This window comes from Streptomyces ficellus, assembly GCF_009739905.1.
Lineage (GTDB): Bacteria > Actinomycetota > Actinomycetes > Streptomycetales > Streptomycetaceae > Streptomyces > Streptomyces ficellus_A.
Window position 1 is genome coordinate 5,703,332 of sequence record NZ_CP034279.1, and the last position, 25,909, is coordinate 5,729,240.

Sequence of the window (25,909 nt, forward strand, 5' to 3'; positions counted from 1 at the left end):
CCGGGACACCGCCCATCCACGACGATTCTCAGGAAACGTTCATCCTCGGGGGTCCGCCGGGGTGATGAAGCCCGACTCGTACGCCGCGATCACCGCCTGCGTGCGGTCCCGGGCGCCCGTCTTCGCCAGCACCGCCGCCACGTGCGTCTTCGCCGTGGCCGGGCCGACCCCCAGCCGCCGGGCGATCTCCGCGTTGGTCAGGCCCGTCGCCATCAGCCGCAGCACCTCGCCCTCCCGCTCGGTCAGCCGCGCCACCCAGGGCGGGGCGGCCGGCGGGCGCCGCCGCGCGTACTCGGCCGCCAGGCCCCGCAGCGCCGACGGGTACAGCAGCGAATCGCTCCGGGTGACCAGCCGGACCGCGGCCACCAGGTCCTCCGGCGCCGCCCGCTTCAGCAGGAACCCGGCCGCCCCGGCGCGCAGCGCCTCGTACACGTAGGCGTCGTTCTCGAACGTGGTGACCACCACGATCCGCGGCGCGGGGTCCGGTGCCCGGGCCAGGATCCGCTCGGTGGCGCGGATCCCGTCGAGCTCCGGCATCCGCACGTCCATCAGCACCACGTCCGGCCGCAGCTCGCGCGCCACGGACACCGCCTCCGCGCCGGTCGACGCCTCGCCGGCCACCTCCAGGTCCGGCTCGGCGTCCAGGATGACCCGCAGGGCGGTACGCACCATCCGCTCGTCGTCCGCCAGCACGATCCGGATCACCGGACGCCCTCCCCGCGCGCCCCGGCCGGCAGCCGGGCCTCCAGCCGCCACACGCCGTCCACCGGGCGGGCCCCGGCGGTACCGCCCAGTAGCCGGGCCCGTTCGCCGACGCCCCGCAGGCCGCGGCCGCCGCCGGGCCGGGCCACCGGCGGCCGGGCGGGCAGGGGGTTCTCCATGACGATCTCCAACGTCTCCTCGTCCCGCTCGATGGTCAGCGACACCGGCTCGTCCCCCGCGTGCCGGGCCGCGTTGGTCAGGCCCTCCTGGACGATGCGGTACGCCTCGCGGGACACCGCCTCCGGTACGCGGGCCGGGTCGCCGCCCCGGACGGTCAGCGACACCGGCCGCCCCGCCGCCGCCAGCAGTGCCTCCAGCGCCTCCAGGCCCGGCCGCCCCGGCAGTTCCCCGTCGTCCTCGCCCTGGCGCAGCAGGCCCAGCACGGCGTCCAGTTCGCCGACGGTGCGGCGCGTGGTCTCCTCGATCGCGGTCAGTGCCTCCCGTACGAACTCCGGATCGCTGTCGAGCACCGTGCGGGCGGCGCCCGCCTGGAGCGTGACGGCGCTCAGCGCGTGCCCCACCGAGTCGTGCAGCTCCCGGGCGAGGCGGTTGCGCACGGCCAGGTCGGCGGCGCGCCGTTCCGCCGCGACCAGCCGGTCCGCGGGCGTCGGCCCCAGCAGCGGCGGAGCCTGCTGGGCGAGCAGGGCACCGGCTCCGGCGGCCACCGCCGCGAGCGCGGCCAGCGTCGCGAGCCCCGCGGGCACCCCGCCGTACACCAGCCACCGCTGGTCCAGCGACCAGAACCCGGCGGCCGCCGACCGCCGCAGCGCGGCCGAGAAGGGCAGCGCCATCAGCGTCACCGCGAACGGCGGCACCGCCAGCGACATCCCCGCGACCAGTCCGCCCACCCCGGTGTGCAGCGTGAACCACCCGGCCGTCCGCACCCTCGCCGCCCACGACCGGGCCGGCCCGTCGGCGAACCGTTCCGCCGGAACCCCGCACAGCGTCCGCGCCACCGCCACCGACATGGGCCGGGCCAGCGGGAACAGCGCCGACACGGCGGCGAGCGGCAACGCCACCCCGTACGCCCCGAACTGCACCACCAGGTCGCCCGCGAACAGGCCGTCACCGTTCCGGAACGGCGCCACGACCAGCGTGCCCAGCAGCCAGTACGGCATCAACAGCGCGCCCCCCAGGATCAGGTGCACCCAGCGCAGCCGCGCGCGCCGCCCCAGCAGCGCCCCGCCCAGAGCCCTCACGCCGCGCGCCGCCGCAGGACGACGGCCACGCAGGCGCCGAGCACCAACCCCGTGATCATTTCCCCAGCGTAGGTCAGCGTCATCAGGGCCGTGGGCTCGTCGGCGGGATCGGCCTGCGGCAGCAGTCCGGCGAGCAGCAGCCAGCCGCCCCACGCGCACACCCCGGCCGACCCGGTCCAGGCGAGTGCGAGCGGCGCCTTCACCGGCAGGGCGCGGCCCAGCCGCAGCACCAGCGCCGGCACCCCCGCCGCGGCGGCGGCGAGGAACAGCAGGCGGACGCCCTCCAGGGCGGAGAGGTCGCCGGTCGCGGCCGTCCGCCCGTCGGGCAGCCCCACGGTGGAGCCGGACAGCCACAGCGCGTGCACCACCGCCGGAGCCGCCAGGAGCGCCGACGCCGCCACGGCGGCCACCCGGACGGCGGGCGGGGCCGGCGAGGGGGACAGGTCGCCCACCCGGCCGCGCCACACCCGGCTCCAGCGGTCCCGCGCGTACAGCGCGAACAGGGTTCCCAGGGTGAGGCCCTGGACGATGAACCCGCCGTAGACGACCGCGAAGACCCACGTGTCGAGGAAGGGTTCGGCGGGGGCCGGGGGTCCGGCCACCGCCAGCTGCACCGGGTAGCCCACCATGATCGGGGCCAGCAGCCCGGTCGCCACCCACATGGGGAGGACGAGCAGCCAGGCCCGCACGGCCAGGCCCCACCGCTGGGTGAACAGCAGGGCCAGGACGACGACCGCCGCGTCCATGGCCACGGTCACCAGGTTCAGCGCGGCCATCAGGCCGGGGTCGTCCAGCAGGATGCTGCCCTCGGGGATGCCGACGCGGCTGCCGGAGATCCAGGCGAGCTTGAGGCTTACGTAGGGGACGCAGGAGGCGATGGCGAGGGCGCGCAGCACCCGGCGGGCGGAGCCGGGCCGGAGCGTCGCCGGGGCGGGCGCGGGTGAGGTCGTCGTCATGGCTCCCACGCTCCCGCCGGGGCCCGCCCGGGCGCGTCCTGCCGGATGCTGAACCGTCTCCGCCGCGCGGCGGAGACGCCCTGCCGTGGAGGACGAGACGTACGGCCGTGACGCAGGAGACGCCCGGCCGTGAAGGACGAGACGCACGGGGAGGACGTGACGCTCCGCGAGGCCGTGTTCCTCCCGCACCCCAACCGGGCCCTTGTGAACACGGTGCGCCGCTCAATAAAATTTTACTCATCGTCAGGAACGCCGTTCGGAGCACCGAACGCGCGACCCCCGGCCCGGAAGGACGTCGTGGTGGCAGCAGCGCAAGTCTGGAGCGTCGACCCCCGGACCGGGAAGCGGCGGGAACAGGTCGCCGTGGAGGCCACGGCCGCGGACGTCGACCACGCCGTACGCGCGGCGCACACCGCCCGCGGCGCACTCGCCGACCGTGTGGTGCGCGCCGCGTTCCTGCGCACCGCGGCCGGCCTGCTCGACGCGGCGAAGGACCGGCTGGTGGCGGCGGCCGACGCCGAGACCGCCCTCGGCACCACCCGCCTCACCGGCGAACTGGCCCGCACCTGCTACCAGTTGCGGTCCTTCGCCGGCATCGTCGACGAGGGCGACTTCCTCGGCGTGGTCATCGACCACCCCGACGACACCGCCACCCCGCCCGTCCCGGACCTCCGCCGCCTCAAGGTCCCGCTCGGCGTCGTCGCCGTCTACGCGGCCTCCAACTTCCCGTTCGCCTTCTCGGTGCCCGGCGGAGACACCGCCAGCGCGCTCGCCGCCGGCTGCCCCGTCGTCGTCAAGGCCCACCCCGACCACCCGCACACCTCCGAACTCGTCGCGGGCGTCCTCCACCTGGCCGCCGAGCGGACCGGCGTCCCGCGGGCCGTCGTCGGCCTCGTCCACGGCTTCGACGCGGGCGTCGCCCTGGTCGGGCACCCGCTGGTCGCCGCGGCCGGGTTCACCGGCTCGGTACGCGGCGGGCGGGCGCTCTTCGACGCGGCCGCCGCCCGGCCCGTCCCCATCCCCTTCCACGGCGAACTCGGCTCCCTCAACCCGGTCGTGGTCACCGCGGCGGCCGCCGCCGAACGAGCCGCGGCGATCGGGGCCGGGCTCGCCGGGTCGATGACGCTCGGCGTCGGCCAGTTCTGCGTCAAGCCAGGCCTGGTGCTGGCACCCACGGGCGCGGACGGCGACGCACTGCTGGCCGCCCTCGCCGACGAGGTCAAGCGCGCGGGCGAGGGCGTGCTCCTCGACCACCGCATGCGGGACGCCTTCGTCGCGGGCGCCGCCGCACGCGCCGCGCTCCCGGACGTCGACGCCCCCGTCGCCCCCGGCGCCGGCGACGAACACACCGTCAGCCCCGGCTTCCTCACCGTCCCGGCCGCCCGGCTGGCCACCGGAGGCCCGCACGACCTGCTGCTGGAGGAGTGCTTCGGCCCTGTCACCGTCGTCGCCCGGTACGACGGCGACGACGAGGCCACCGCCGTCCTGTCCCGGCTGCCCGGCAACCTCACCGCCACCGTCCACCTCTCCGCCGCCGAAGCCGCCGGGGAGGGCCGCGGCGCCGAACTCCTGGCCCGGCTCACCCCGCTCGCCGGCCGCGTCCTCGTCAACGGCTGGCCGACCGGCGTCGCCGTCGCCCCCGCCCAGCACCACGGCGGCCCCTACCCGGCCACCACCTCCACCTCCACCTCCGTCGGCGGCACCGCCGTCGAACGCTGGCTGCGCCCCGTCGCCTACCAGTCCACCCCCGAGGCACTGCTCCCGCCCGAACTGCGCGACGACAACCCGCTCGGCCTGCCCCGCCGCGTCGACGGACGGATGGAACTCCCGGACCGGGACGCCTGAACCCGCACGGGCGCCCGGCTCCCGGGCCGGGCGCCCCGCCGCACCCGCTGACCACGCCCCGCCCCGCAACCGGCCCCCGGGCGCCGGTCGTCCTCCCCGGCATGATCCGCCACGCCACCCTCCAGGACCTCGACGCCATCGCCGCCCTCCACCAGGAGGCCCGCGCCACCTACTACCGCGGCCACCTCCCCGACGCGGACTTCGAGGGCCCCGCCGAACTGGCCCGCAGCCGCCAGGGCTGGGCGGCGGCCGTCGACCGCGGCAACGCCGTGCTGTGCGCCGAGGCGGACGGCGAGCTCGTGGGCGTCGCCGCCTTCCGGCCGGTCGACGGCACGATGAGCCTCACCCAGCTGCACGTCGCCCCCGCGCACTGGCGCCGGGGCACGGGCACCCGGCTGCACGCCGCCTGCGTCGCCGCCTGGCGTGCCGCGGGCGTCACCACCGCCCGCCTGGAGGTCTTCGAGCACAACGAGCGCGCCCACGCCTTCTACACCCGTCACGGCTGGCTCCCGGACCCGGTCGCACCGCGGTCCGGCAACCACCTGGTGCTGCGGCTCGCCCTCACGGCGCCCTGACGGGCGAGGGGCCGAACACGGCGTAAAGTGACGGACGGGGGCGAACCGGACCGTATCGCCGAGGAGGCGCCATGACCACCCCGGAGCCCGACCGGTCCCGCCAGGAGGCGTTCGCCGGCCACATGGTCGACATCCTCAACAAGGGCGCGCTGGCCCTCCTCGTCAGCGTCGGGCACCAGACCGGCCTGTTCGACACCATGAGAGCCCTGCCGCCCGCCACGAGCACCGGCATCGCCCGCGCGGCGCACCTCGACGAACGGTACGTGCGCGAGTGGCTCGGCGGCATGGTCGTGGGCGGCATCCTCGAGTACGACCCGGCCGACGCCACCTACCGGCTGCCCCCCGAGCACGCCGCCTCGCTCACCACGGCCGGCGGCCCCGACAACCTCGCCGGGATGATGCCCTACATCGCCCTGATGGGCGAGGTCGAGCAGCGCGTCGTCGCGGCCTTCCGGGACGGCGGCGGCGTCCCGTACACGGCGTACCCGCGCTTCCAGGAGCTCCAGGCCCAGGAGACGGCCCGGGTGTACGACGCGGCGCTCGTCGACACCATCGTCCCGCTCGCCCCGGGCCTCGCCGAGCGGCTGCGCGAGGGCGTCGACGTGCTGGACGTGGGCACCGGCCGGGGTCACGCCCCGCTCGTCCTGGCCGAGGCGTTCCCGCGCAGCCGCTTCCACGGCCTGGACCAGTCGGAGGACGCCATCGCGTTCGCCCGCCACGAGGCCGAGCGGCGCTCCCTGGACAACCTCCGCTACGTCGTGGGCGACTCCACGCAGATCCCGGGGCGGTACGACGTCGTCACCGCGTTCGACGTCATCCACGACCTGGCCCGCCCCCAGGAGACCCTCGACGCCGTCGCGGGCGCGCTTCGCGACGGCGGGGTCTTCCTGATGGGCGACATCGCCGCCTCCAGCAACCTGGAGGACAACATCGGCCACCCCTTCGGGCCCACCCTCTTCGGCGTCTCGGTCTTCTACTGCATGACCACCTCGCTGAGCACCGGCGGCGCGGGCCTCGGCACCGTCTGGGGCGAGCAGACCGCCCGCCGGATGCTCGGCGAGGCGGGCTTCACCGACGTCGAGGTCCGGTCGGTCGAGGGCGACCCGCTGAACGTGTACTACGTCGCCAAGCTCTAGTGACCGCCGCGTGGCTTCACGCAACCGCCCTCCATGTACGGGCCGTGGGCCTCGGCGCTCGTGGGCGGGCCGAGGAGGCCGGAGACGCACGGGCCGACGCCGGGGACCATCACGCTGAAGCGGACGTCCGCCCCCGTGCCGTACACCTCGACGTGGTCCGCCGGGTAGCCGAGCCGTTCCAGCGCGGCCCGCAGTCCCTGACCGTCGCGCACTCCCGCGAGGCCCTCGGCGATCCGGCCGGCGTGGGCGCGTCCCCGGCACTCGGCGTCCGGGCGCATCGGCAGCTCCTGCTTGAACGCGTTGTTCTCGGCGTACTTGGCCCGTTCCGGGTCGTACGGCTCCGTGGCCACGGCGGAAGGGGCGGAGGGGCTCGGCCGGGCGTCCGCACACCGCTCCCCGACGCCCGGGAAGCGCTCGGCGTGCTCGGCGAGCGCGGCCTCGCGCTGCGCCGAGCGGTCCGGGGAGGGCGAACCGGCGGAGGACGCACCGGCGGAGGAGGCACCGGCGGAGGACCCCGCCGACACCCGTTCCGTACCGCATCCGGTCAGCAGGAGCAGCCCCACAGCGGCGACGGGCAGCAGCAGACGTCTCACGGGTCACTCCCTCGGGGGTACGGCACGGCGGGCCGGACGATTATCGGGCCCCGGAGCGGCGATCGTCGTGAGTACCCGTACTCAGACGTCAGGGACGCGAAGACGCGACGGCCGCGAAGGACGTGAGGGAGCGCGATGGGAAAGATCATTATGTCCATGTCGGTGTCCGTGGACGGCTTCATGGAGGGCCCGAACCGCGAGATCGACTGGCACACGGTCGACGAGGAGCTGCACCGCCACTTCAACGAGGAACTCGGCGCGCTCGGCGCCTTCGTCCACGGCCGCGTCACCTACGAGCTGATGGCGGACTTCTGGCCGACCGCCGACGCCGACCCGGACGCCTCCCCGACCGTGGCCGAGTTCGCCCGGATCTGGCGCGACAAGCCCAAGTACGTCTACTCCGGCACGCTCCAGGAGGCCGGCTGGAACACCACCGTCCTGCGGCGGGTCGACCCCGAGGGCGTCGCTGCGCTCAAGGAGCGGCACCCGGACGGCCTGGTGGTGGGCGGCGCCGACCTGGCTGCGGCGTTCCGGCGGTACGACCTGATCGACGAGTACCGCGTCTACGTCCACCCCGTCCTCCTCGGCCGGGGCAGGCGCATGTTCCACGAGGAGGACACCTGGACCACCCTGCGGCCCGCCGGGACGCGCACCTTCGGCAACGGCGTCGTCCTGCTCCGCTACGAGCGGGCCTGACCGGGAATGAACCGGCGCCCGGGCCGGTTGGGAGCGGGAGCGGAGGACGCCTCCGCACCTGCCCCCCTCATGAGCCGGAGAGAACAGAGACATGCGCGTCGAGATCTGGAGCGACATCGCCTGCCCGTGGTGCTACATCGGGAAGGCCCGCTTCGAGAAGGGGCTCGCCGCCTTCGCCCACCGGGACGGGGTCGAGGTGGTGCACCGGTCCTTCGAGCTCGACCCGGGGCGGGCCGAGGGCGACACCGCGCCGGTGATCGACATGCTGGCGGAGAAGTACGGGCGTACCCGCGAGGAGGCCCGGGCCATGGAGGAGGCACGTGGCCGCGACCGCACGCGCCGAGGGCCTGGAGTACCGCACCGAGGGGCGGGACCACGGGAGCACCTTCGCCATCCACCGGCTGCTGCACCTCGCCAAGGTCCACGGCCGCCAGGACGCCCTGCTCGACCTCGCCTACCGGGCGAACTTCGCCGAGGAGCGGTCCGTCTTCGACCCCGGCGTCCTGGCCGACCTGGGTGCCGGGGCGGGGCTCCCGGAGGACGAGGTGCGGCGCGTCCTGGCCGACGGGACCGCCTACGCCGAGGACGTACGGGCCGACGAGCGCGAGGCTGCGGAGCTGGGCGCCACGGGCGTGCCGTTCTTCGTCCTCGACCGGCGCTACGGCGTGTCCGGCGGGCAGCCCGCCGAGGTCTTCACCCGGGCGCTGGAGCAGGCCTGGGAGGGCCGGGAGGTCCAGCCGGCCGGCGCCGGGGCGGCGGCCTGTGACACGGACGGGACCTGCGAGGTCTGAGGTACGGGCGGCGGTACCCGATTGACCGGGCGCGGTCCGCGACAGAGGGTGGGGGCATGGAAACCCCTCTCGGCGGCGACGAGTTCGCGCCCCGCACGACGTACCTGAACACCTCCAAGTGCGGGCTGCTGCCCCGCCGCACGGTCGCCGCGGTGACCGCGCTGGCGGAGGGACTGGCCGCGGGGACGACGGGCGGGTCGGGGAGTTTCGCGGTCGTGGACCGCGCCCGCGGCGGGTTCGCCCGGTTGGCGGGCGTGGGGCCCGACCGGGTCGCCGTGGGCAGTTCGGTGGCCGTGCACGTGGGACTGGTGGCGAGTTCGCTGCCGCCCGGGGCGGAAGTCCTCTTCGTCGAGGGCGACTTCGGCTCGCTGATCACGCCGTTCGCGGTGCGCGGCGACCTGAAGACGCGGTTCGTGCCGCTGGACGACCTGGCGGACGCGGTACGGCCGGGGACGGCGCTCGTCGCCTTCTCGTCCGTACAGTCGGCGGACGGCCGCGTGGCCGACATGGCGGCGGTACGGGGGGCGGCGGCCGCCCATGGAGCCCGTACGCTCCTGGACGCCACCCAGTCGGCGGGGTGGCTGCCGCTGGACGCCGGGGCGTACGACTACACCGTGACCGGTGGCTTCAAGTTCCTGATGTGCCCGCGGGGCGCCTCGTTCCTGACCGTCACCGAGGAGGCCCAGGAGTCGCTGGTGCCCGTCCACGCGGGCTGGATCGCGGCCGAGGACCTGGGCGACCCGTACGGCCCGGCGGTCCGGCTCGCCGGCACCGCCCGCCGCTACGACGAGCCGCCCGGCTTCCTCGCGTACCACGGCGCCGAGCGGTCCCTGGCGCTGCTCGGCGAGATCGGCGTGGACGCCGTGCACGCCCACGCCACGGCGCTCGCCGCCCGCTTCCGGGACGGCCTGGTCCGGCTCGGCCACCGGCCGGTGCCCGGCGACTCGGCCGTGGTCGCCGTCCCGGGGCTGGGCGGGCGCCAGGCCGAGCTGGCGGCGGCGGGGGTCGTCGTCTCCGCCCCCGCCGGCAACCTCCGGGCCGCCTTCCACCTCTACAACTCGGCCGCCGACGTGGACCGGGCGCTCGACGTGCTGTCCTGACCGTCCGGCGCCCCGGGGCAGCCCGGCGCCTCCTTGCACAGGTTGGCCTCGATCCTGCCCAGCAGCCGTCCCAGCTCGGCGCGTTCGTCGGGCCCCACCAGCGCCGGGGACCTCACCCTCATCGAGGGCCGCACGGCCGACCTCGTGGCGTTCGGCGCCCTGTTCCTCGCCAACCCTGACCTGCCGGCCCGCCTCAAGGCCGGCGGCCCGTACAACACGCCGGACACCGCCACCTTCTACGGCGGCGACCACCGCGGCTACACGGACTACCCCGGGCTGACCGGCCCCCCGGCCCTGACCGGCTGACAGGGGGCCGGCTGGCATGCGGCCGGCTGACATGGCGCCCTGCTCACCGGCCGTCCGGACGCCGCGAGGGGCGGGACCGCATCCGGTCCCGCCCCTCCGCGCCCGTGGTGCGCCGGCTCACCCCACCGGGGTGAAGTCCCGCGCCCCGATGAACTCCGGCCGCCGGACCGGGGCCGCGAACGGTTCCACCGCCGTGTTCTCCACGCTGTTGAACACGATGAACACGTTGCTGCGCGGATACGGGGTGATGTTGTCCCCGGAGCCGTGCATGGCGTTGCAGTCGAACCAGGTCGCCGAGCCGGCCTTGCCGGTGAACAGCCGGATGCCGTGCGCGTCCGCGAACTTCGTCAGCGCCTCGTCCGACGGGGTGCCCGCGTCCTGCATCTGGAGGGACTTCTTGTAGTTGTCCTTCGGCGTCTCGCCCGCGCAGCCCAGGAACGTCCGGTGCGACCCCGGCATGATCATCAGGCCGCCGTTGGTGTCGAGGTTCTCGGTCAGCGCGATCGACACGGACACGGTCCGCATCCGCGGAAGCCCGTCCTCCGCGTGCCAGGTCTCGAAGTCCGAGTGCCAGTAGAAGCCCGAGGCGCCGAAGCCCGGCTTCACGTTGATCCGCGACTGGTGGACGTACACGTCCGAGCCGAGGATCTCGCGCGCCCGGCCCACCACGCGCTCGTCGCGCACCAGCCGCGCGAAGACGTCGCTGATCCGGTGGACCTCGAAGACCGACCGCACGTCCTGCGACTGCGGCTCGATGATCGAGCGCTCGTCGGCACGGACCGCCGGGTCGCGGACCAGCCGCTCCAGCTCGTCGCGGTAGACGGTGACCTCGTCCGGCGTGATCAGCTGGTCGACTGCCAGGAAGCCGTCACGCTCGAAGGACTGGAGCTCCGGCGACGTCGCGGGACCCCAGACGACCGGGTCCTGGCGCGGGGTGACGATCTCGGAGGCGCCTCGGGTGGGGTACAGGTCCCGCACGGCGGTCGTGGGGGTGGCGGTGGTGGTCGTGGTCATGATTCAGCCCTCCTCCGTGAGCAGCGGGTAGACACCGTTCTCGTCGTGGTCCTCCCGCCCGGTGACAGGAGGGTTGAAGACGCACACGCACCGGAAGTCGGTCTTCGGGCGCATGGTGTGGCGCTCGTGGCCGTCGAGCAGGTACATGGTGCCCGGCTCGATCCAGTGCGTCTCGCCCGTCTCGTCGTTGGTCAGCTCGGCCTCGCCCTCCACGCAGAGCACGGCCTCGATGTGGTTGGCGTACCACATGGACGTCTCGGTCCCCGCGTACAGCACGGTCTCGTGCAGGGAGAAGCCGACCTTCTCCTTGGCGAGGACGATGCGCTTGGACTCCCACGTGCCGGAGGCGGCCTTGACGTGGCGGTCGGTGTTCTCGATGTCCTTGAACGATCGGACGATCACGGTGGTGCAACTTCCTTTCGTAGCGGAGGGACTCAGGCGGTCTCGCGGACCGCGCGGGCCAGCGTCCGCAGTCCCTCGTCCAGCTCGTCGGGCGTGATGGTCAGCGACGGCAGCAGCTTGACGACCTCGCTCTGCGGGCCGGAGGTCTCGACGAGGAGCCCCAGCTCGAAGGCGCGGGCGCAGACCGCCGTGGCGCGGGACTTGTCGGTGAACTCCATGCCCCAGACCAGGCCGCGGCCCCGGAAGTGGGCGCCGTAGGCGGAGTTCTCGTCGCAGATGGCGAGCAGCGCCTGCTCGACCTGCTCGCCGCGCGCGATGGTCTGCTTCTCCATCTGGCCGTCCGCCCAGTAGGTGTCCAGCGCGGCGGTGGCGGTGACGAAGGCCGGGTTGTTGCCGCGGAAGGTGCCGTTGTGCTCACCCGGGCCCCACACGTCGAGCTCCGGCATGAACAGGCACAGCGACATCGGCAGGCCGTACCCGCTGATGGACTTCGACAGGGTGACGATGTCGGGGGTGATGCCCGCCTCCTCGAAGGAGAAGAAGGCACCGGTACGGCCGCAGCCCATCTGGATGTCGTCGACGATCAGCAGCATGTCCTGCCGGTCGCACAGTTCCCGCAGCGCGCGCAGCCACTCGGGCCGGGCCACGTTGATGCCGCCCTCGCCCTGCACGGTCTCGACGATCACGGCGGCCGGCTTGTTCAGCCCGGAACCCTGGTCCTCCAGGAGGCGCTCGAACCACAGGAAGTCCGGGACCTGGCCGTCGAGGTAGTTGTCGAACGGCATCGGGGTGCCGTGCACCAGCGGGATGCCGGCGCCGGCGCGCTTGAACGCGTTGCCGGTCACGGCCAGCGAGCCCAGCGACATGCCGTGGAAGGCGTTGGTGAACGACACGATCGACTCGCGTCCCTTCACCTTCCGGGCCAGCTTCAGCGCGGCCTCCACGGCGTTGGTGCCCGTCGGGCCGGGGAACATGACCTTGTACGGCAGGTCGCGCGGCCGCAGGATCACGTTCTGGAACGACTCCAGGAACGCGCGTTTCGCGGTCGTCGCCATGTCCAGGCCGTGGGTGATGCCGTCGCGCTCGAGGTAGTCGAGCAGGGCGCGTTTCAGTACGGGGTTGTTGTGCCCGTAGTTGAGTGAGCCGGCACCGGCGAAGAAGTCGAGGTAGGTGTGGCCGTCCTCGTCCGTGAGGCGTGCGCCCTGCGCGCGGTCGAAGACGGCGGGCCAGCCGCGGCAGTAGCTGCGCACCTCCGACTCCACGGTCTCGAAGACGCTCAGGGCGGGCGGGGTGATGGTCACGGCGGTTCGTCTCCTCGTGGGGGTGTCTCGGACGTGCGGTCGGCGTGCGGGTCGGGCGTGCGGGTCGGCGAGCGGGTGCGCCCGGACGAAGGGGCGCGCTCAGCCGATCGGTGTTCGGACGCCCGAGCGGGGTGTTCGGGCGAACGGTGCGCTCAGACGATCGGGCTGATGCGGTAGAGCACCTCGGGCTCGTGCGTCCCCTCGGGGAACAGCCCTCCGTCGAAGAGGACCTCTCGCTCCAGGGACGCGCCCCGGCGCTCCGCGTAGGAGGTGAAGAGCCGGTCGGACGCGGTGTTGTCCGGCGTGATCGTGGTCTCCACGGTGTGGACGCCCGATCCGGCGACGCGCGCGGTCAGCGCGTCCAGCAGCACACCGGCGAGCCCCTGCCCACGGTGCGCCCGGTCCACGGCCACCTGCCAGACGACGAGCGTCTGCGGGCTCTGCGGCCTGATGTAGCCCGTGACGAACGCGATCGGCTCCCCGTCGGCGCCGCGCGCCACCAGGGACGTGGCGGCGAAGTCGCGGCACCACAGCAAATAGCTGTACGAGGAGTTGAGGTCCAGGACCTCGGAGTCACGGGCTATGCGCCATATCGCGGCTCCGTCCTCCACTCGCGGGCTGTCGATACCGATGGCCGGGGCGGCCTGTCGGTCGAATTCGTTTCGGGCACCTGCAAGGTCGGCTTGTGCGGCGGTCATGCGGATTGAACTTACCCAGCAATTTCTGAAATTGCATCGGGGTGAGGGGTTGGGTGACGGCCTGACCTGTGTTATCGCGCGGGCGCGAACTCATGCGGGGCTGACCCACCGATCGCCGCTATTTGCCCGGATATTTACTGGCAAAACGGGCGCGATGTGGATTCGGTCACATCCCGCTAAGCGGCTTGACGGGTGCCCGAATTGCCCGCGACGCCCTTATGAAATCTTTGTGTTTAGGTCCTGGAAAACGGGGCAGAAGAGTGCGGGGAGCTACGCTCCATAAAACACCCGTAGGTATTCCAGTATCAATGCCGATTCTCAATTCCTGTGAAGTGGACGTCATCTGTGGACGTCATCTCTTTCCCTTACGGCCGGGAGCCCCGCCCGGTTCGCCCCGTCCCGCGCCCCCCGGCGGGGCGGCGGCACGACCGGATGAGTGATTCGGGCCTCGTCGCCCGTACCTGTGTTTCGACGCCGGGTGTGCGCCGGAATCACGTACATGGCGGGAAGAAGCCGCGACCGGGATGCGGTTGACGAGCAGGGTCATCATCAACGGCGATGGGTGGGGGAGCGGGCAGTGGAGCTGCGTCAGCTGGAGTACTTCGTCGCGGTCGCGGAGGAGCTGGGCTTCGCCCGCGCCGCCGAGCGGCTGCAGACCGTCCAGGCCTCGGTGAGCCGGCGGATCGCCGATTTCGAACGCGAGCTGGGGCTGCGGCTGTTCGACCGCACCAGCCGGTACGTCCGGCTCACCGCCGCCGGCGAGCGGCTGCTGCCCGAGGCCCGCGCCGCGCTCGCCGCCGCCGCCCGGGTCCGGGACACCGCCGCCGGGATCACCGCGGGAACGGAGGGGCTCGTACGGCTCGGCACCACCCGGGCCTTCGCCGACCGCGTCTACCGCACCCTGGACACGCTGGCCGCCCGCCGCCCCGGACTGCGGGTGCGCCTGGAGAGGGCGCCCCAGGAGGCCCGCCTCGCGGCCGTACGCTCCGGGATCTTCGACGCCGCCCTGGTCCGCACCGTGCGGCGCGCCGACGGCGTGACCCTGCACCCGCTGTGGACCGAGCCCCTGATCGCCGCGCTCCCCGCGGCCCACGCCGCCGCGCTCGGCCTCGCCGACGACGAGCCCCTGAGCCTCGAACGGCTCGCGCGGCTGCCCCTGCGCCTCGCGCCGCGCGCCGCGAACCCCGCCTTCCACGACCTGGTGACCTCAGCGCTCCCGGCCTGGACGCCCGGCCCGCCGTTCACCACCCTCCAGGACACGCTCGCCGAGCTGGCCGCCCACCCCGAACCGTCGTGGACCGTGTTCTACCCGGTCGGCCCGCTGCCGCCGACCGCCCGGATCACCTTCCGCGTCCTGCCGGGCCTCGCCGTCCCGGTCTCGCTGGCCGTACCGGCGGGGCGGCCCCTCACCCCGCCCGTACAGGCCCTGCTCGACGCCCTGGCCACCGCCAGCGGCCACGCCCCGGGCGACAACGCCGTAGGCGGCCGAGCGGTGGACGGCCGCGTCGCGGTGCGCGAGCCCGCCGTGACGGCCAGGGACGCGGCGGTGGCGAGGACGGTCGTGTCGGCGGTCGTCGCGTCCGGGGGCGGCGTCACCCCGGGTGCCGCCGTCGCCGCCATGGGCGCCGGCCGCGAGGGCGCCGCCCCCGCCGGGGCGGCCGTCACGCCCACGTGAGCCGTCCGTCGGGTATGGCCTTGTCCACGAGAACGGACAGCGGACGTACGGCACTTCGGGAGGCACCCCGCCGCACATGGAAATCGAACTGTCCAGCGGACACGACAGCGGCCGGTACCACCCCGGCTTCCTGTGTGGTGGGGGCCGGCGCCGGCCCGGCGGTGGGGGGCGTAGAGCTACTCGCGGATCTGGGCGTTCACTGGGGGATGCGTATCGCCGTTGTCAGCGCCCAGGCCGGCGAGCAGGCGCAGTCCGTCCTCGGCGGGGCTGCCGGGGGGCGCGGACAGCACCAGTAGCTCGATGCCTGATTCATCCGGCAGCGCGAAGTTCTCCTGGTGCAGTTCCAGCAGTCCGACCAGGGGGTGCTGGTACGCCTTGCGTCCATGTGTGCGGGCGCGCACGTCCGCGCGGGCCCAGAGGCGGCGGAAGCGTTCACTGCCCATCGCCAGCTCGCCGATGAGTGAGGCCAGGCGGGGATCCTCGGGGTACTTGCCGGCGGCCAGGCGCAGGTGCCCGACCACGTCGAGAGTGCACTTCTCCCAGTCCGCGTAGAGGCCCCGCTCGGCTTCCTCGAGGAAGATGTGCCGGGCTGTGTTCAGGCCCGGCAACGGCCGGCCGTAAAGGAGCCCGGCGAGACGGTTCCCGGCGAGCACGTCCAGCTGGTGGTTCGTGATCAGCGCGGGTGCGTCGGCGACCAGACCGAGGACCCGCAACAGCTCCGGCCGGACCCGCCCGCCCGGTGCTTTCGCGCGGTGGCGGCGCTGCCGCGCGAGCCGGTGGAGGTGCCCGCGTTCGGTCTCGTCGAGGCCGAGGACGCGGGCGAGGGCGTCGAGGACCTGCTCGGACGGCTGGGTCGCGCGGCCCTGCTCCAGGCGGACGTAGTAGTCGACGCTGACGCCGGACAGGTGCGCGACCTCTTCGCGGCGCAGCCCTTCGACCCGGCGGCGGCGGTCGGTGGGGACGCCGGCGGCCGCCGGGTCGACCCGGGAACGCCGCGTCCGCAGGAAACCCGCAAGATCATCCATGTGCTCAGTATGGCCTCGGCTGTGCCCGTGAGGGTGGTCCTGCCGTTACCAGGAAGTCCGGTCCGACGGATGAGGAGCCCCTGAACGCCGGGCGGCGCGGCGCCCAGGATCGGAGGCATCCGATCCGAAGGAGTTCCCATGAAGACGCTGATCGTCTACGCCCACCCGGAGGCGAAGTCGCTCAACGGCTCGCTGAAGGACCTCGCGGTGTCCACGCTGTTGAACGCCGGGCACGAGGTGCGGGTGAGCGATCTGTACGCGATGAACTGGAAGGCGGTCGTCGACGCCGCGGACTACGGCCCCGAGGCCTCACGTCCACTGAAGGTCGCCCTGGACTCGGGCCGGGCCTTCGACTCCGGGACGCTCACCGCGGACGTCCTCGACGAGCAGGAGAAGCTGCTGTGGGCCGACACGATCATCTTCCAGTTCCCGCTGTGGTGGTACACGATGCCCGCGATCCTCAAGGGCTGGGTGGACCGGGTGTTCACCTACCGCTTCGCTTACGGCGTGGGCGAGCACAGCGACACCAAGTACGGCGAACGCTTCGGCGAGGGCACCCTCGCGGGCAGGAGGGCCCTGCTGTCAGTGACCGTCGGCGGCCCGGAGTCGCACTACGGCGCTCGCGGGATCAACGGCCCCATCGACGATCTGCTGTTCCCGATGCAGCACGGCATCCTCTACTACCCGGGCATCGAGGTGCTGCCGCCGTTCGTGCTGTACGGCGCGGACCGGATGACCGGCGACGATTACGCGGACGTCGCCAAGGCATGGGAGCAGCGCCTGCTCACCCTGGAGTCGACCGAGCCGATCGCGTTCCGGCGGCAGAACTTCGGCGACTACGAGATCCCCTCACTGAATCTGAAGGAAGGACTGGAACCCGCGGGGCGCACGGGTTTCGGGCTGCACGTGCGCGGCTGACCGCCAGCGATGGAACCGGACGAGCCGACGCGCGGACCCGGGAGCAGTCCGGGGCCGCACCGCCCCCTTCGGGGCGGTGCACCCCCGCGCCTTCAGTGCGGTGACCGGCGTGACGGATTCCGTCCCGCGACACAAGCACACGTACGGGCGGGCCCGGCGGGTGCGGACAGCGTGCTGCTCATTCGCGCGAACGTCGAACAGCCGCCGGTGGAGGTGCCTCCGGAAGCGGTGTGTGTCGCTGTCCGTTCTCGTGGACAGAGCCACCGGGTACGAACGCGCCCGCCACCCGTACCGCGTGCCGCCGAGCGCCGTTACGCGTCAGGCGCCGCCGCCCCCGCCGGGGCGGCCGTCACGCCCACGTGAGCCGTCCCCCGGGGCGTGCACCAAGCCCTCACGGCCGCCCCGCGCGGTCAGGCGCCGTTACGCCCACGTCTCGGTGACCGCGCGGCGGGCGCCCGGCACGTCCACCGGCGTGCCGGTCAGCCGGCCCAGGGCGGCGCCGAGCGCGGCCAGTGAGGACTCCACGACGCCCCGGTCCGCGTCCGGCCCGTAGTGGTTGACCCGGACCATCTCCTTGGCGAGCGCGCCGCCGCCCGCGGCCAGCGGCAGCGACGGCTCTGCCGCCAGCGCCTCGCGCACCAGCGCCGACGCGTCCACCCCGCCCGTCGTCCGCAGCGTGGTCGCCACCGGGGCGGCGTCCTTCGCCTCGTACACGTACGGCTCCAGGGCGCCGCCGAGCGCGAGCGCGCCCGCCCGGGTCGCCGCGGCGGCCGACGCGTGCCGGGCCATCAGCGCGTCCAGGCCCTCCGCCTCGATGCGCTCCAGGCACGCCTCCAGCGCCAGCATCTCCAGCTGCGCGGGGGCGTGCAGCAGCGCCTTGCGGCCGCCGTCGATCCACCGCTCCTTCCAGTCCAGCAGGGACAGGTACGAGCGGCGCGGTGCCGCCGGGTTGGCCGCGAACCGCTCCCACGCGCGCGTGCTGACCGACACCGCCGAGACGCCCGCCGGGCCGCCCATCGCCTTCTGCGCGCCGATGACACACATGTCGACGCCCCACGCGTCCGGCAGGACGGGCTCGGCGCCGATCGACGCCACCGCGTCCAGGTAGAACAGCGCGCCGTGCGCCCGTACCACCTCGCCGATCTCCGCGACCGGGTTGGTGTTGCCGGTCGCGGCCTCGGCGTGCACCAGGGACACGAAGTCGATCGCCGGGTGCCGCTCCAGCGCCTCCGCGATCGCGTCCGCGGTCACCGCCGTGTGGAAGGGCACCTTCAGGTCCACCACCGTGGCGCCGCAGTCGCGCAGCCAGTCGCCGAAGGTCTGCCCGTACGGGCCGGTGACCACGTTCAGCGCGGTCGAGCCGGGCCGGGCGCCGCTGCGGATGCAGCCCTCCAGCGGCAGCAACGCCTCGCCCTGGGTGACGACCACGTCCTGCTCGGTGTCCAGCAGCGCGGCCACGCGGCGCTCGATCGCCGCGAAGCGGTCGGCGGTCAGCGGGGCCAGGTCGAGGAGGGGGTGCGTCACGGGTGGCTCTCTTCGGTCGCGTTCACGTAAGGATCTGCTTGGCCGAGGGTACGTGTGCCCTCGTAGAGTGCTCGACATGAGCGTGGTGCTGCATGTGACGGGGCGGGTCCTGGCCGGCCCGGAGGACGTCCGGGACGAGCTGTGGGTGGTCGACGGGCGCGTCACCTACGAACGCCCGGCCGCCGCACGGGACATCAGGACGGTGACGGGCTGGGCGCTGCCCGGACTGGTCGACGCGCACTGCCACGTGGGACTGGACGCCCACGGGGCGGTGGACGCGGAGACCAGCGAGAAGCAGGCCCTCACCGACCGGGACGCGGGCACGCTGCTGATCCGGGACGCCGGGTCCCCGGCCGACACGCGCTGGATCGACGACCGCGACGACCTGCCGAAGATCATCCGTGCCGGCCGGCACATCGCCCGCACCCGCCGCTACATCCGCAACTACGCCCACGAGATCGAGCCCGCCGACCTGGTCGAGTACGTCGGCCGGGAGGCGCGGCGCGGCGACGGCTGGGTCAAGCTGGTCGGTGACTGGCTGGACCGGAGCACCGGGGACCTCGGCGCCTGCTGGCCCCGCGCCGAGGTCGAGGCGGCCATCGCGGAGGCCCACCGGCTGGGCGCGCGCGTCACCGCCCACTGCTTCGCCGAGGAGTCGCTGCGGGACCTGGTCGAGGCCGGGATCGACTGCGTCGAGCACGCCACGGGCCTGACCGAGGACACCATCCCGCTCTTCGCCGAGCGCGGTGTCGCCATCGTGCCGACCCTCGTCAACATCGCCACCTTCCCGCGGCTCGCCGCCGGGGGAGAGGCCAAGTTCCCGCGCTGGGCCGACCACATGCGGCGGCTGCACGAGCGCCGGTACGACACCGTGCGCGCCGCGTACGACGCGGGCGTCCCCGTGTTCGTCGGCACCGACGCGGGCGGCTCCCTGGCCCACGGCCTGGTCGCCGCCGAGGTCGCCGAACTCGTCACGGCCGGCATCCCGCCGCTCGAAGCCCTGTCGGCCACGTCCTGGGGGGCGAGGGCCTGGCTGGGGCGCCCGGCCCTGGAGGAGGGCGCCCCGGCGGACCTGGTCGTCTACGACGAGGACCCGCGCGCCGACGTCCGCGTGCTCGCGGCGCCGCGCAGGGTGATCGTCAACGGCCGTGTCGTCGGCTGACGGACACGGCCCCCGCGGCGGTGGGGCTCACCGGCCGTGGAACAGCAGCAGGGCGCGCTTCTCGGGCAGGTGCACCTCCGGCAGCACGATCTCCGGCAGGACCACCTCCGGCCCCCGCTCGAAGCCGCTGCGCTCCAGCAGCGCGATCGCCTTGGCGTTGGCGGCGTCCGGCTCGGCGAGGACCCGCTCGTGGCCGGTCAGCGCGAACGACACCAGCACCGACACCATGTGCCGCGAGAACCCCGGCACCGGGGTGTCGGCGGGCGCCATCAGCAGGTGGACGCCGATGTCGCCCTCCCGCACGTCGTAGCACTCGCCGACGCGGTCGGCCGCCGGCTCGTAGGTCTGGAACAGCGCGGCCGGTTCGCCGTCGTGGTACGCCAGGAACGCGTGGTGGGTGGTGAGCGAGTCGAGGTGCGCGTAGATCTCCCGTACGTCGTCCGGGCCCGCCCCCCGCATGCCCCAGAACCGGGCGCGCTCCTCGCTGACCCAGCCGTGCAGCAGTTCCGCGTCACGGGCCGGGTCGACGCGGACGACGCGGACCGTCCCGAAGCCGTCGACGGATCGCTCGTACACGCACTCAGTGGTGGTCATGGTGGTCCTCGGGCTCCTCGGTGAGCTGGTTCCAGTCGGTGATGACGGGGGCGAGCCCGCCCCGCAGCCACAGGGGCAGCTGGTCGCGCCGGTGCGGGTCGCCGGGGACGCCCGAGGCGCCGAGGGGCACCACCCAGAGGCTGTCCTCGCGCCGGGCCAGGTCCCAGACGTAACGGGCGGCCGGGCCGCGGAGGCTGAGGTCGGTGACGCCCGGGACGCTGGAGGTGGACAGGACGCAGTCGTGGTCGCCGTCCAGGCCCGGCCAGACGCCCGCGCCGTACCCGTGCCCGCCGTCCGCGTCCGCGCCGTCCCCTTCCGCGCGGTCCTCGTCGCCGTCGGGCAGGGCGGCCCAGGGGGCGAGGCGGTGCGTGGTGCCCCAGGGCTCGGTGGGCGGGGCGGCGGCCACCTCCTCCAGGGCGCCGCGGACCGCCGCCAGCCGGTCGGCCTCCGGCACCGGCCCGCCGGTCAGCAGGGTCTCCAGGGCGTACGCGACGCGCGGGACCAGTGCGAGCCAGGGCCGGAAGACGGCCGGGTACGCGGGCGGTTCGGCGAGCACGGCGAGCGCCGGGTGCTGGGCGAGGCGGCGTACGACCGCGCCGCGTACGGCCGCGAACAGCGCCGCGTCCGTGCTGTCGGCGCTCATGCGGCGGTTCCAGCACAGCAGCCGGTCGCGCACCTCGCGCGCCTCCAGGCCGAGGTCGGGCAGGGCCGCGAGCAGCGTGAGCAGCGGGCGGGCCGACGCGAGGTGGGTGTCCGTGTGGACGTCGGCCATGTCGGGGGCGGTCCAGCCCTTGCGGCCGGTCAGGAGCTGGGCGATGCGGTTCGCCCGGTGCGGGGGCGCGAACTCGACGCCCAGCGGGGACGCCAGGCCCCGCGCGTTGGCCATCACGGCGACGTCGTCGACCGGTTCGCGGGGCATCGGGTCGTGGGCGCCGTGCCACTCGTGACCGGGCTCCCACGCCGGGACGACGCGCAGCCGGTTGTCGCGGCCGCGCTGCGGGACGTGCCCGGCGACCCGGTGGAGGGTGCCGCCCTCGGTGTCGGCGGCCTGGAGGACGTTGACCGGCTCCACCCAGTGGTCGAACGCCCGGTCCACGTCCGCGACGGTACGGGCGGCCAGCAGCGCGGGGAGGGTGGCGAAGCCGAGTTCGCGGGTGACGCGGGGCGGGTAGCGCAGGCTGATGACGTCGTCGGGCCCGTCGATGACCACCGGTCCGCGCGCGGTCTCGACGACCTCGACCTCGACCGGCTCGCCGCCCTTCACCTCGATCGTCTCGGTGTGGGCGCGGGCCGGCGTCCAGCCGTCCGGCCCGAGCGCCTCGACCGCACCGTCGTCGGTGCGCCGCAGCCGCTCGCGGTACAGGTCCTGGTAGTCGGCCATGGCGTTGGTGATCGCCCAGGCGACGGAGCCGGTGTGCCCGAAGTGGGCGAGGCCGGGGACACCGGGCACGGCGAGACCGACGACGTCGAACTCCGGGCAAGCCAGCCGGATCTGCTGGTACACGCCGGGCGCCTCGATGAACCGGTGCGGGTCGCCCGCGATGATCGCCGCCCCGGTGGCGGTGCGGTCGCCGGTCACCAGCCAGCCGTTGCTGCCGGTGGTGCCGGGGGCGTCGGTGGCGAACAGCTCGGCGTGCTCCTCGCCGAGCCGGCGGGCGACGTGGTCGCGCCACAGCTTGGTGGGGAAGCCCGCGAACAGGATGTGCGTCGACAGCCACACGGCGAGCGGGGTCCAGGGCTCCCACCGCCCGGGGGCCAGCCCGGTGGCGGAGAACTCGGGTGAGCGGCGGGCGCCGGCCGCGAGCCCGGCGTTGACCCCGTCCACGTACGCGCACACCCAGCTACGGGTCGGCTCGTCCAGCGCGTCGAAGCAGCGGCGGGCGGTGTCGGCGAGCCGGGCGCGGCGGGCGAAGACGTCCCAGTCGACGGCCTCGGCGCCCAGGAAGGCGGCCGTCGTGCCCTGGGCGCGGTGCCGTTCCACCTCCAGCTGCCAGGCCCGGTCCAGCGCGGTGGTGCGCCCCTGCGCGTAACTCAGTTCCAGCGCGTCGGCGGCGCGGAGATGCGGGATGCCCCAGGTGTCCCGGTAGACCTCGATGCTCACACTTGTCCCGATCTCTTTAGGTTAGGCTGCCCTAACTTAAAACACGGGTGTGTCGAGAAGCAATTCGCCACCGTGTTGACGCACCGTGACGGTAGGGCCCGGCTGCTCGTTGAGACCTTTTCATGCCACCGCGTGACCGGTGGGAATGTGGCGAACGCCCGTGCTGAAAGATTCGAATATGGGAACGGAAACCCCCCTTTGGGGTGAACTCACGTCAGGTTTCCGCCAGTTCACTCTCCGTGCGTAAAAATTCCGGTGTCCCACGTCGCCGCCGCTCATCTGTTCCCGTGAGCCGGGGGGCCGGCGACGCCATGTCTCCCGTGGGGGTTCCACCACCGTGAACAGCAACACCATGCGCCCGTCCGCCCGTCGCCGCACCCTCACCGCCGCGGCCGCCGTGACCCTCGCCGCCGGACCCGCGCTGCTCGCCGCGCCTCCGGCGCACGCCACCGGCGGGGGAGACGGGCGCGCGAGCGCGGTCGTGCTCCGCACCGACCTCGACGTCGCCCTGCTCGACAAGACCGTGCACGTACCGCTCAAGGCGACGCTCAACGAGGTGCGGGCGCCCGCGAGCGCCCGCAGGACCGCGCTCACCGTCACCCTCGACGGCGTCGAACAGGGCCGGCCGGTCAGCGTGCTGAAGGCGGACGTCGCCACCGCAGAGGCGACCACCGCCCAGCGCCGCGCGGAAGGACGCGCCGAACTCGCCCACGCCGAACTCCACGTCCCCGGCCTCCCGCTGCTGTCGCTGATCGAGGTCGAGAAGGTCACCGCCCGCGCGCTCTGCGAGACCGGCCGGCAGCCGGTCGCCGAAGCGAACGTCCTCGGCACCGTCACCGTCCTCGGCAAGCGCGTCACGCTCACGACCGGCGGGCCCACGAGAGTCGAGGTCCCCGGCGCCGGCGAGGTCACGCTCGACCTGTCGGGCACGCGGACCACCACCCGCTCCGCCGCTGCCACCGCCCTCGCCCTCACGGTGTCGGTGAACCCGCTCAAGGCGAACGTCGCGGACGTCACCGGCACGGTCACGCTCGCCGAAGCCACCTGCGAGACCCCCGCGGCGCCCCCGAAGGCCGCGGCCCCGCCCGCCGAACCCGCCCAGGCCAGGCCCGCGGACGCCCAGCCCCAGACGGCCGGGCGGCCCACCGAAACCAACCTCGCGGAGACGGGCGGCAGTTCGATGACGACCTACCTGGCGGGCGGCTCCCTCGCCCTGCTCGCCGCCGGAGCCGGCGCCCTGGCCCTCACCCGCCGCGCCCGCGCGGCCCGCGGACGCGGCTGACGCCGGTACGCCCCGCCCGCCGGCCGACGGGCGGGGCGCCCTAACCGACCGGAGCCCCGCGCCCCGCCCCGGCGCCGACACCGCGGCGCCGCCCGTGCCGCGCGTACAACTCCTGGAGCTGGTCGAGCCAGAACTTCTCCCGGGCGAGCGCCGACGCGCCGCGACCCAGCAGCTCGCGCTCCTGCGCCAGCGCGTAGAAGCCGGGCCCCGCGTTGTTGGCGTTGAGGTAGCAGACCAGCGCCGAGAGCATCGCCCGCGGCCGCCCCGGCGCGATCCGGGCCTCGTCCGCGGCGTAGTCCTGGACGATCAGGAAGAGCAGGTGCCCCATCGCGGCGCGCCCCTCGGCGTGCGTGAAGTCGAAGCCGCGCAGGCCGGTGCGGCGCACCAGCGTCGCGTTGAGCTCGGTGTACGTCGTCAGCGTCCGCAGAGCGGCACGCTCGACGAGGAACGCCCGCCCGGCGTCCACCAGTCGGGCCCACTCGTCCTCGTCGCGGCCGTAGTCCGCCACAGCGCCTCCCCGTCACGTGCCGTCGTCGACGGAAGCGAACGTAGCGGCCCGCGCGAGCGCGCCGCAGCCGGTCGCACGAGGTTCACCCCGGCGGCCCGGCGCGCCCGGCGCACGCCCCGGCGGCGCACCGCGCCCGGTGCGCCCGGTTCACCCGCAGGGCCGCCGGTTCACCCGCCGCACCAGACCCCCACCTCCCTCAACCGCTCCGCGCGTGGCCCGCCATCACCAGTGCTTGGTCCAGCGCCTGGAGGAATCGGTTCGTCGTCGCCCGGTCCCGGACCGCGAGTCGCAGCCACTCCGGGCCGAGCCCCGGGAAGGTGTCGCCGCGCCGCGCCGCGAACCCCAGCGACCGCAGGCGTTCCCGTACCGCGTCCGCGCCCGCCATGCGGACCAGCACGAACGGGCCCTCCGCGGCCGTCACCGCCCGCACCTCGTCGAACTCCGCCAGCCCCGCCAGCAGATGCGCCCGCTCCACCGCCGTCCGGTGCGCCGCGTGCTCCGCCTCCGCCAGCGCCGCCCGCGACATGCACGCCTCGGCCGCCGCCAGCGCCGGCGAGGACACCGGCCACAGCGGCTGCGCCCGCTCCAGCACCGCCACCGTCTCCGGCTCGGCCAGCAGGTAGCCGATCCGCAGCCCGGCCAGCCCCCACGTCTTGGTGAGGCTGCGCAGCACCACCAGGCCCGGTACGTCCGTACGGCCCGCCAGTGCCTCCCGCTCCCCGGGCACCGCGTCGATGAACGCCTCGTCCACCACCAGCGTCCGCCCCGGGCGGGCCAGCCGCGCCAGCAGCGCGGCCGGGTGGAGCACCGACGTCGGATTCGTCGGGTTGCCGACCATCACCAGGTCGGCGTCGTCCGGCACCGCCCCCGGATCCAGCCGGAACCCGTCCTCCTCGCGCAGCAGTACCCGCCGCACCTCGTGCCCCGCGTCCCGCAGCGCCGCCTCCGGCTCCGTGAACTGCGGGTGCACCACCACCGGCCGCCGCACCGGCAGCGCCCGCGCCAGCAGCACGAACGCCTCCGCCGCGCCGGCTGTCAACAGCACCCGCTCCACCGGCAGATCGTGCCGCGCCGCGACCGCCGCCCGCGCCGCCCGGCCGTCCGGGTAGGCCGCGAGCCCGGTCAGCGAGGCCGCGATCCGCTCGCGGAGCCAGTCCGGAGGGGTGTTCGTCCGTACGTTGACCGCGAGATCGGTCAGCTTCTCGTCCCGGACCTCCGCGTCACCGTGGTGCCGCAGATCATGAGTGTCGGTGTGCGTATACATGGCCGCCAGCGTGTGGGTGAAGTGGGGGGTGGGGGACGGGGGACGCGAGGTCCCCCGGAAGCGCTCCATGACCAGGGTCTAACACTCCGGTGTCTCCCCACCGGTGTACCCGAGACCCACATTCAACAACCGCCTGCGCGCCACCGCGCATGTCACCCGCCCCTTCCCCGACGTGCGCTTCGCGACGAGCAGTTCGCCCCCGCCCGCCAGCGCCGCCGCCTCCGCCACCGACGGCGTCCCCACCACCGCGAGGACCTCGGCGGACGGGTGCGGGACGGCGACCAGCGCCAACTCCCGCGCCGGATACGTCCGCAGCGGCACGCCCAGCCGCGCCGCCGCCGCGACGATCCCCGCCTCGTCCGCCTTGCCGTCGACCGTCGCCAGCTCACCCACCGAGGACAGGTCCAGCCCCGCCTCCCGCAGGCTCACCTCGATCAGCCCCAGCACGGCGGAGACGGACACGCCCCGCCCCGCCCCGACCC

At 74.2% G+C, this 25,909-nt stretch carries 24 protein-coding genes and 2 pseudogenes; 11 read left to right on the forward strand and 15 right to left on the reverse strand.

The genetic code is table 11. The features are described 5' to 3' along the window. Positions 1-39 precede the first annotated feature (39 nt). From EIZ62_RS25500 to EIZ62_RS25510, 3 genes are read right to left on the reverse strand one after another with little or no spacing between them, the layout of a single operon-like run. On the reverse strand, positions 40-672 hold the full coding sequence (locus EIZ62_RS25500) for a response regulator (protein ID WP_244376288.1): 633 nt from the start codon (positions 670-672) through the stop codon (positions 40-42). A 29-nt stretch (positions 673-701) separates the two neighbouring features. After that, the gene (locus EIZ62_RS25505) at positions 702-1,961 is read right to left on the reverse strand and encodes a sensor histidine kinase (RefSeq protein ID WP_156695015.1); all 1,260 of its coding nucleotides are present in this window, start codon (positions 1,959-1,961) and stop codon (positions 702-704) included. Further along, the gene (locus tag EIZ62_RS25510; RefSeq protein ID WP_156695016.1) at positions 1,958-2,917 is read right to left on the reverse strand and encodes a hypothetical protein; all 960 of its coding nucleotides are present in this window, start codon (positions 2,915-2,917) and stop codon (positions 1,958-1,960) included. The genes EIZ62_RS25505 and EIZ62_RS25510 overlap by 4 nt, the downstream gene beginning before the upstream one ends. A 300-nt stretch (positions 2,918-3,217) precedes the next feature. Between EIZ62_RS25510 and EIZ62_RS25515 the strand changes: the two genes are divergently transcribed. From EIZ62_RS25515 to EIZ62_RS25525, 3 genes are all read left to right on the forward strand, one after another. Then, complete coding sequence (locus EIZ62_RS25515; RefSeq protein WP_156695017.1) at positions 3,218-4,762, forward strand: aldehyde dehydrogenase (NADP(+)); 1,545 nt, start codon at positions 3,218-3,220, stop codon at positions 4,760-4,762. A 101-nt stretch (positions 4,763-4,863) separates the two neighbouring features. Further along, entirely contained in the window at positions 4,864-5,337 is a 474-nt protein-coding gene (locus tag EIZ62_RS25520; RefSeq protein ID WP_156695018.1) for a GNAT family N-acetyltransferase, read from the forward strand. 71 nt (positions 5,338-5,408) lie between these two features. Then, the gene (locus EIZ62_RS25525) at positions 5,409-6,473 is read left to right on the forward strand and encodes a class I SAM-dependent methyltransferase (RefSeq protein WP_156695019.1); all 1,065 of its coding nucleotides are present in this window, start codon (positions 5,409-5,411) and stop codon (positions 6,471-6,473) included. Here EIZ62_RS25525 and EIZ62_RS25530 read toward each other — a convergent pair. After that, positions 6,470-7,066: a hypothetical protein gene (locus tag EIZ62_RS25530; protein WP_156695020.1), complete on the reverse strand. Its 597-nt coding sequence runs from the start codon at positions 7,064-7,066 to the stop codon at positions 6,470-6,472. The two genes, EIZ62_RS25525 and EIZ62_RS25530, sit on opposite strands and share 4 nt — an antisense overlap. 135 nt (positions 7,067-7,201) lie before the next feature. Here EIZ62_RS25530 and EIZ62_RS25535 point away from each other — a divergent pair, with 135 nt between their 5' ends. From EIZ62_RS25535 to EIZ62_RS25550, 4 genes and pseudogenes are all read left to right on the forward strand, one after another. Further along, positions 7,202-7,762 carry a dihydrofolate reductase family protein gene (locus EIZ62_RS25535; protein WP_156695021.1) on the forward strand — a complete coding sequence of 187 codons (561 nt, stop codon included), beginning with the start codon at positions 7,202-7,204 and terminating at the stop codon, positions 7,760-7,762. A 91-nt stretch (positions 7,763-7,853) separates the two neighbouring features. Continuing rightward, positions 7,854-8,553, forward strand: a pseudogene (locus EIZ62_RS25540) (DsbA family oxidoreductase). Between the two features lie 56 nt (positions 8,554-8,609). Then, a complete protein-coding gene (locus EIZ62_RS25545; RefSeq protein ID WP_156695022.1) occupies positions 8,610-9,653 on the forward strand; it encodes an aminotransferase class V-fold PLP-dependent enzyme in 1,044 nt (347 codons plus the stop codon). Positions 9,654-9,737: 84 nt separating this feature from the next. Then, positions 9,738-9,959 (forward strand): annotated as a pseudogene (locus tag EIZ62_RS25550) (alkene reductase); the annotation flags it as partial. Between the two features lie 117 nt (positions 9,960-10,076). Here EIZ62_RS25550 and thpD read toward each other — a convergent pair. The 4 genes from thpD to ectA all read right to left on the reverse strand — a co-directional run bounded on the left by thpD (position 10,077) and on the right by ectA (position 13,374). After that, positions 10,077-10,973, reverse strand: a complete 897-nt coding sequence (gene thpD, locus EIZ62_RS25555) for an ectoine hydroxylase (RefSeq protein ID WP_156695023.1) — start codon at positions 10,971-10,973, stop codon at positions 10,077-10,079. 3 nt (positions 10,974-10,976) lie between these two features. Continuing rightward, positions 10,977-11,375, reverse strand: a complete 399-nt coding sequence (locus tag EIZ62_RS25560) for an ectoine synthase (protein ID WP_156695024.1) — start codon at positions 11,373-11,375, stop codon at positions 10,977-10,979. Positions 11,376-11,407: 32 nt separating this feature from the next. Next, on the reverse strand, positions 11,408-12,676 hold the full coding sequence (gene ectB, locus EIZ62_RS25565; RefSeq protein WP_156695025.1) for a diaminobutyrate--2-oxoglutarate transaminase: 1,269 nt from the start codon (positions 12,674-12,676) through the stop codon (positions 11,408-11,410). A 152-nt stretch (positions 12,677-12,828) separates the two neighbouring features. After that, positions 12,829-13,374, reverse strand: coding sequence for a diaminobutyrate acetyltransferase (gene ectA / locus EIZ62_RS25570; RefSeq protein ID WP_208828038.1), 546 nt, complete (start codon positions 13,372-13,374; stop codon positions 12,829-12,831). A gap of 577 nt (positions 13,375-13,951) precedes the next feature. Here ectA and EIZ62_RS25575 point away from each other — a divergent pair. Continuing rightward, positions 13,952-15,049, forward strand: coding sequence for a LysR family transcriptional regulator (locus EIZ62_RS25575; protein WP_208828040.1), 1,098 nt, complete (start codon positions 13,952-13,954; stop codon positions 15,047-15,049). A 176-nt stretch (positions 15,050-15,225) separates the two neighbouring features. Here the strand turns inward: EIZ62_RS25575 and EIZ62_RS25580 are convergent, their stop codons facing one another. Continuing rightward, positions 15,226-16,074 (reverse strand): helix-turn-helix transcriptional regulator, encoded by an 849-nt coding sequence (locus EIZ62_RS25580; RefSeq protein WP_156695026.1) that lies wholly within the window; start codon positions 16,072-16,074, stop codon positions 15,226-15,228. A 138-nt stretch (positions 16,075-16,212) separates the two neighbouring features. Here EIZ62_RS25580 and EIZ62_RS25585 point away from each other — a divergent pair, with 138 nt between their 5' ends. Beyond that, a complete protein-coding gene (locus EIZ62_RS25585) occupies positions 16,213-16,992 on the forward strand; it encodes an NAD(P)H-dependent oxidoreductase (RefSeq protein WP_156695027.1) in 780 nt (259 codons plus the stop codon). 420 nt (positions 16,993-17,412) lie between these two features. On the opposite strand, the gene EIZ62_RS25590 is transcribed toward EIZ62_RS25585, so the two are convergent. Beyond that, positions 17,413-18,516: a pyridoxal-phosphate-dependent aminotransferase family protein gene (locus EIZ62_RS25590; protein WP_156695028.1), complete on the reverse strand. Its 1,104-nt coding sequence runs from the start codon at positions 18,514-18,516 to the stop codon at positions 17,413-17,415. A gap of 76 nt (positions 18,517-18,592) precedes the next feature. Between EIZ62_RS25590 and EIZ62_RS25595 the strand changes: the two genes are divergently transcribed. After that, the gene (locus EIZ62_RS25595; protein WP_156695029.1) at positions 18,593-19,678 is read left to right on the forward strand and encodes an amidohydrolase family protein; all 1,086 of its coding nucleotides are present in this window, start codon (positions 18,593-18,595) and stop codon (positions 19,676-19,678) included. Between the two features lie 27 nt (positions 19,679-19,705). Here the strand turns inward: EIZ62_RS25595 and EIZ62_RS25600 are convergent, their stop codons facing one another. Beyond that, positions 19,706-20,272: a GNAT family N-acetyltransferase gene (locus EIZ62_RS25600; protein WP_156695030.1), complete on the reverse strand. Its 567-nt coding sequence runs from the start codon at positions 20,270-20,272 to the stop codon at positions 19,706-19,708. Then, on the reverse strand, positions 20,259-22,373 hold the full coding sequence (locus tag EIZ62_RS25605; RefSeq protein WP_156695031.1) for a penicillin acylase family protein: 2,115 nt from the start codon (positions 22,371-22,373) through the stop codon (positions 20,259-20,261). The genes EIZ62_RS25600 and EIZ62_RS25605 overlap by 14 nt, the downstream gene beginning before the upstream one ends. A gap of 337 nt (positions 22,374-22,710) precedes the next feature. On the opposite strand from EIZ62_RS25605, the gene EIZ62_RS25610 reads away from it, so the two are divergent. Beyond that, complete coding sequence (locus EIZ62_RS25610) at positions 22,711-23,655, forward strand: SCO1860 family LAETG-anchored protein (RefSeq protein ID WP_156695032.1); 945 nt, start codon at positions 22,711-22,713, stop codon at positions 23,653-23,655. A 40-nt stretch (positions 23,656-23,695) separates the two neighbouring features. On the opposite strand, the gene EIZ62_RS25615 is transcribed toward EIZ62_RS25610, so the two are convergent. The 3 genes from EIZ62_RS25615 to EIZ62_RS32570 all read right to left on the reverse strand — a co-directional run bounded on the left by EIZ62_RS25615 (position 23,696) and on the right by EIZ62_RS32570 (position 25,889). After that, positions 23,696-24,163 (reverse strand): hypothetical protein, encoded by a 468-nt coding sequence (locus tag EIZ62_RS25615; protein WP_208828043.1) that lies wholly within the window; start codon positions 24,161-24,163, stop codon positions 23,696-23,698. Positions 24,164-24,359: 196 nt separating this feature from the next. After that, entirely contained in the window at positions 24,360-25,427 is a 1,068-nt protein-coding gene (gene cobC / locus EIZ62_RS25620) for an Rv2231c family histidinol phosphate aminotransferase CobC (protein ID WP_244375967.1), read from the reverse strand. A 78-nt stretch (positions 25,428-25,505) separates the two neighbouring features. After that, a complete protein-coding gene (locus EIZ62_RS32570) occupies positions 25,506-25,889 on the reverse strand; it encodes a cobalamin biosynthesis protein (RefSeq protein ID WP_425281846.1) in 384 nt (127 codons plus the stop codon). Positions 25,890-25,909 lie beyond the last annotated feature (20 nt).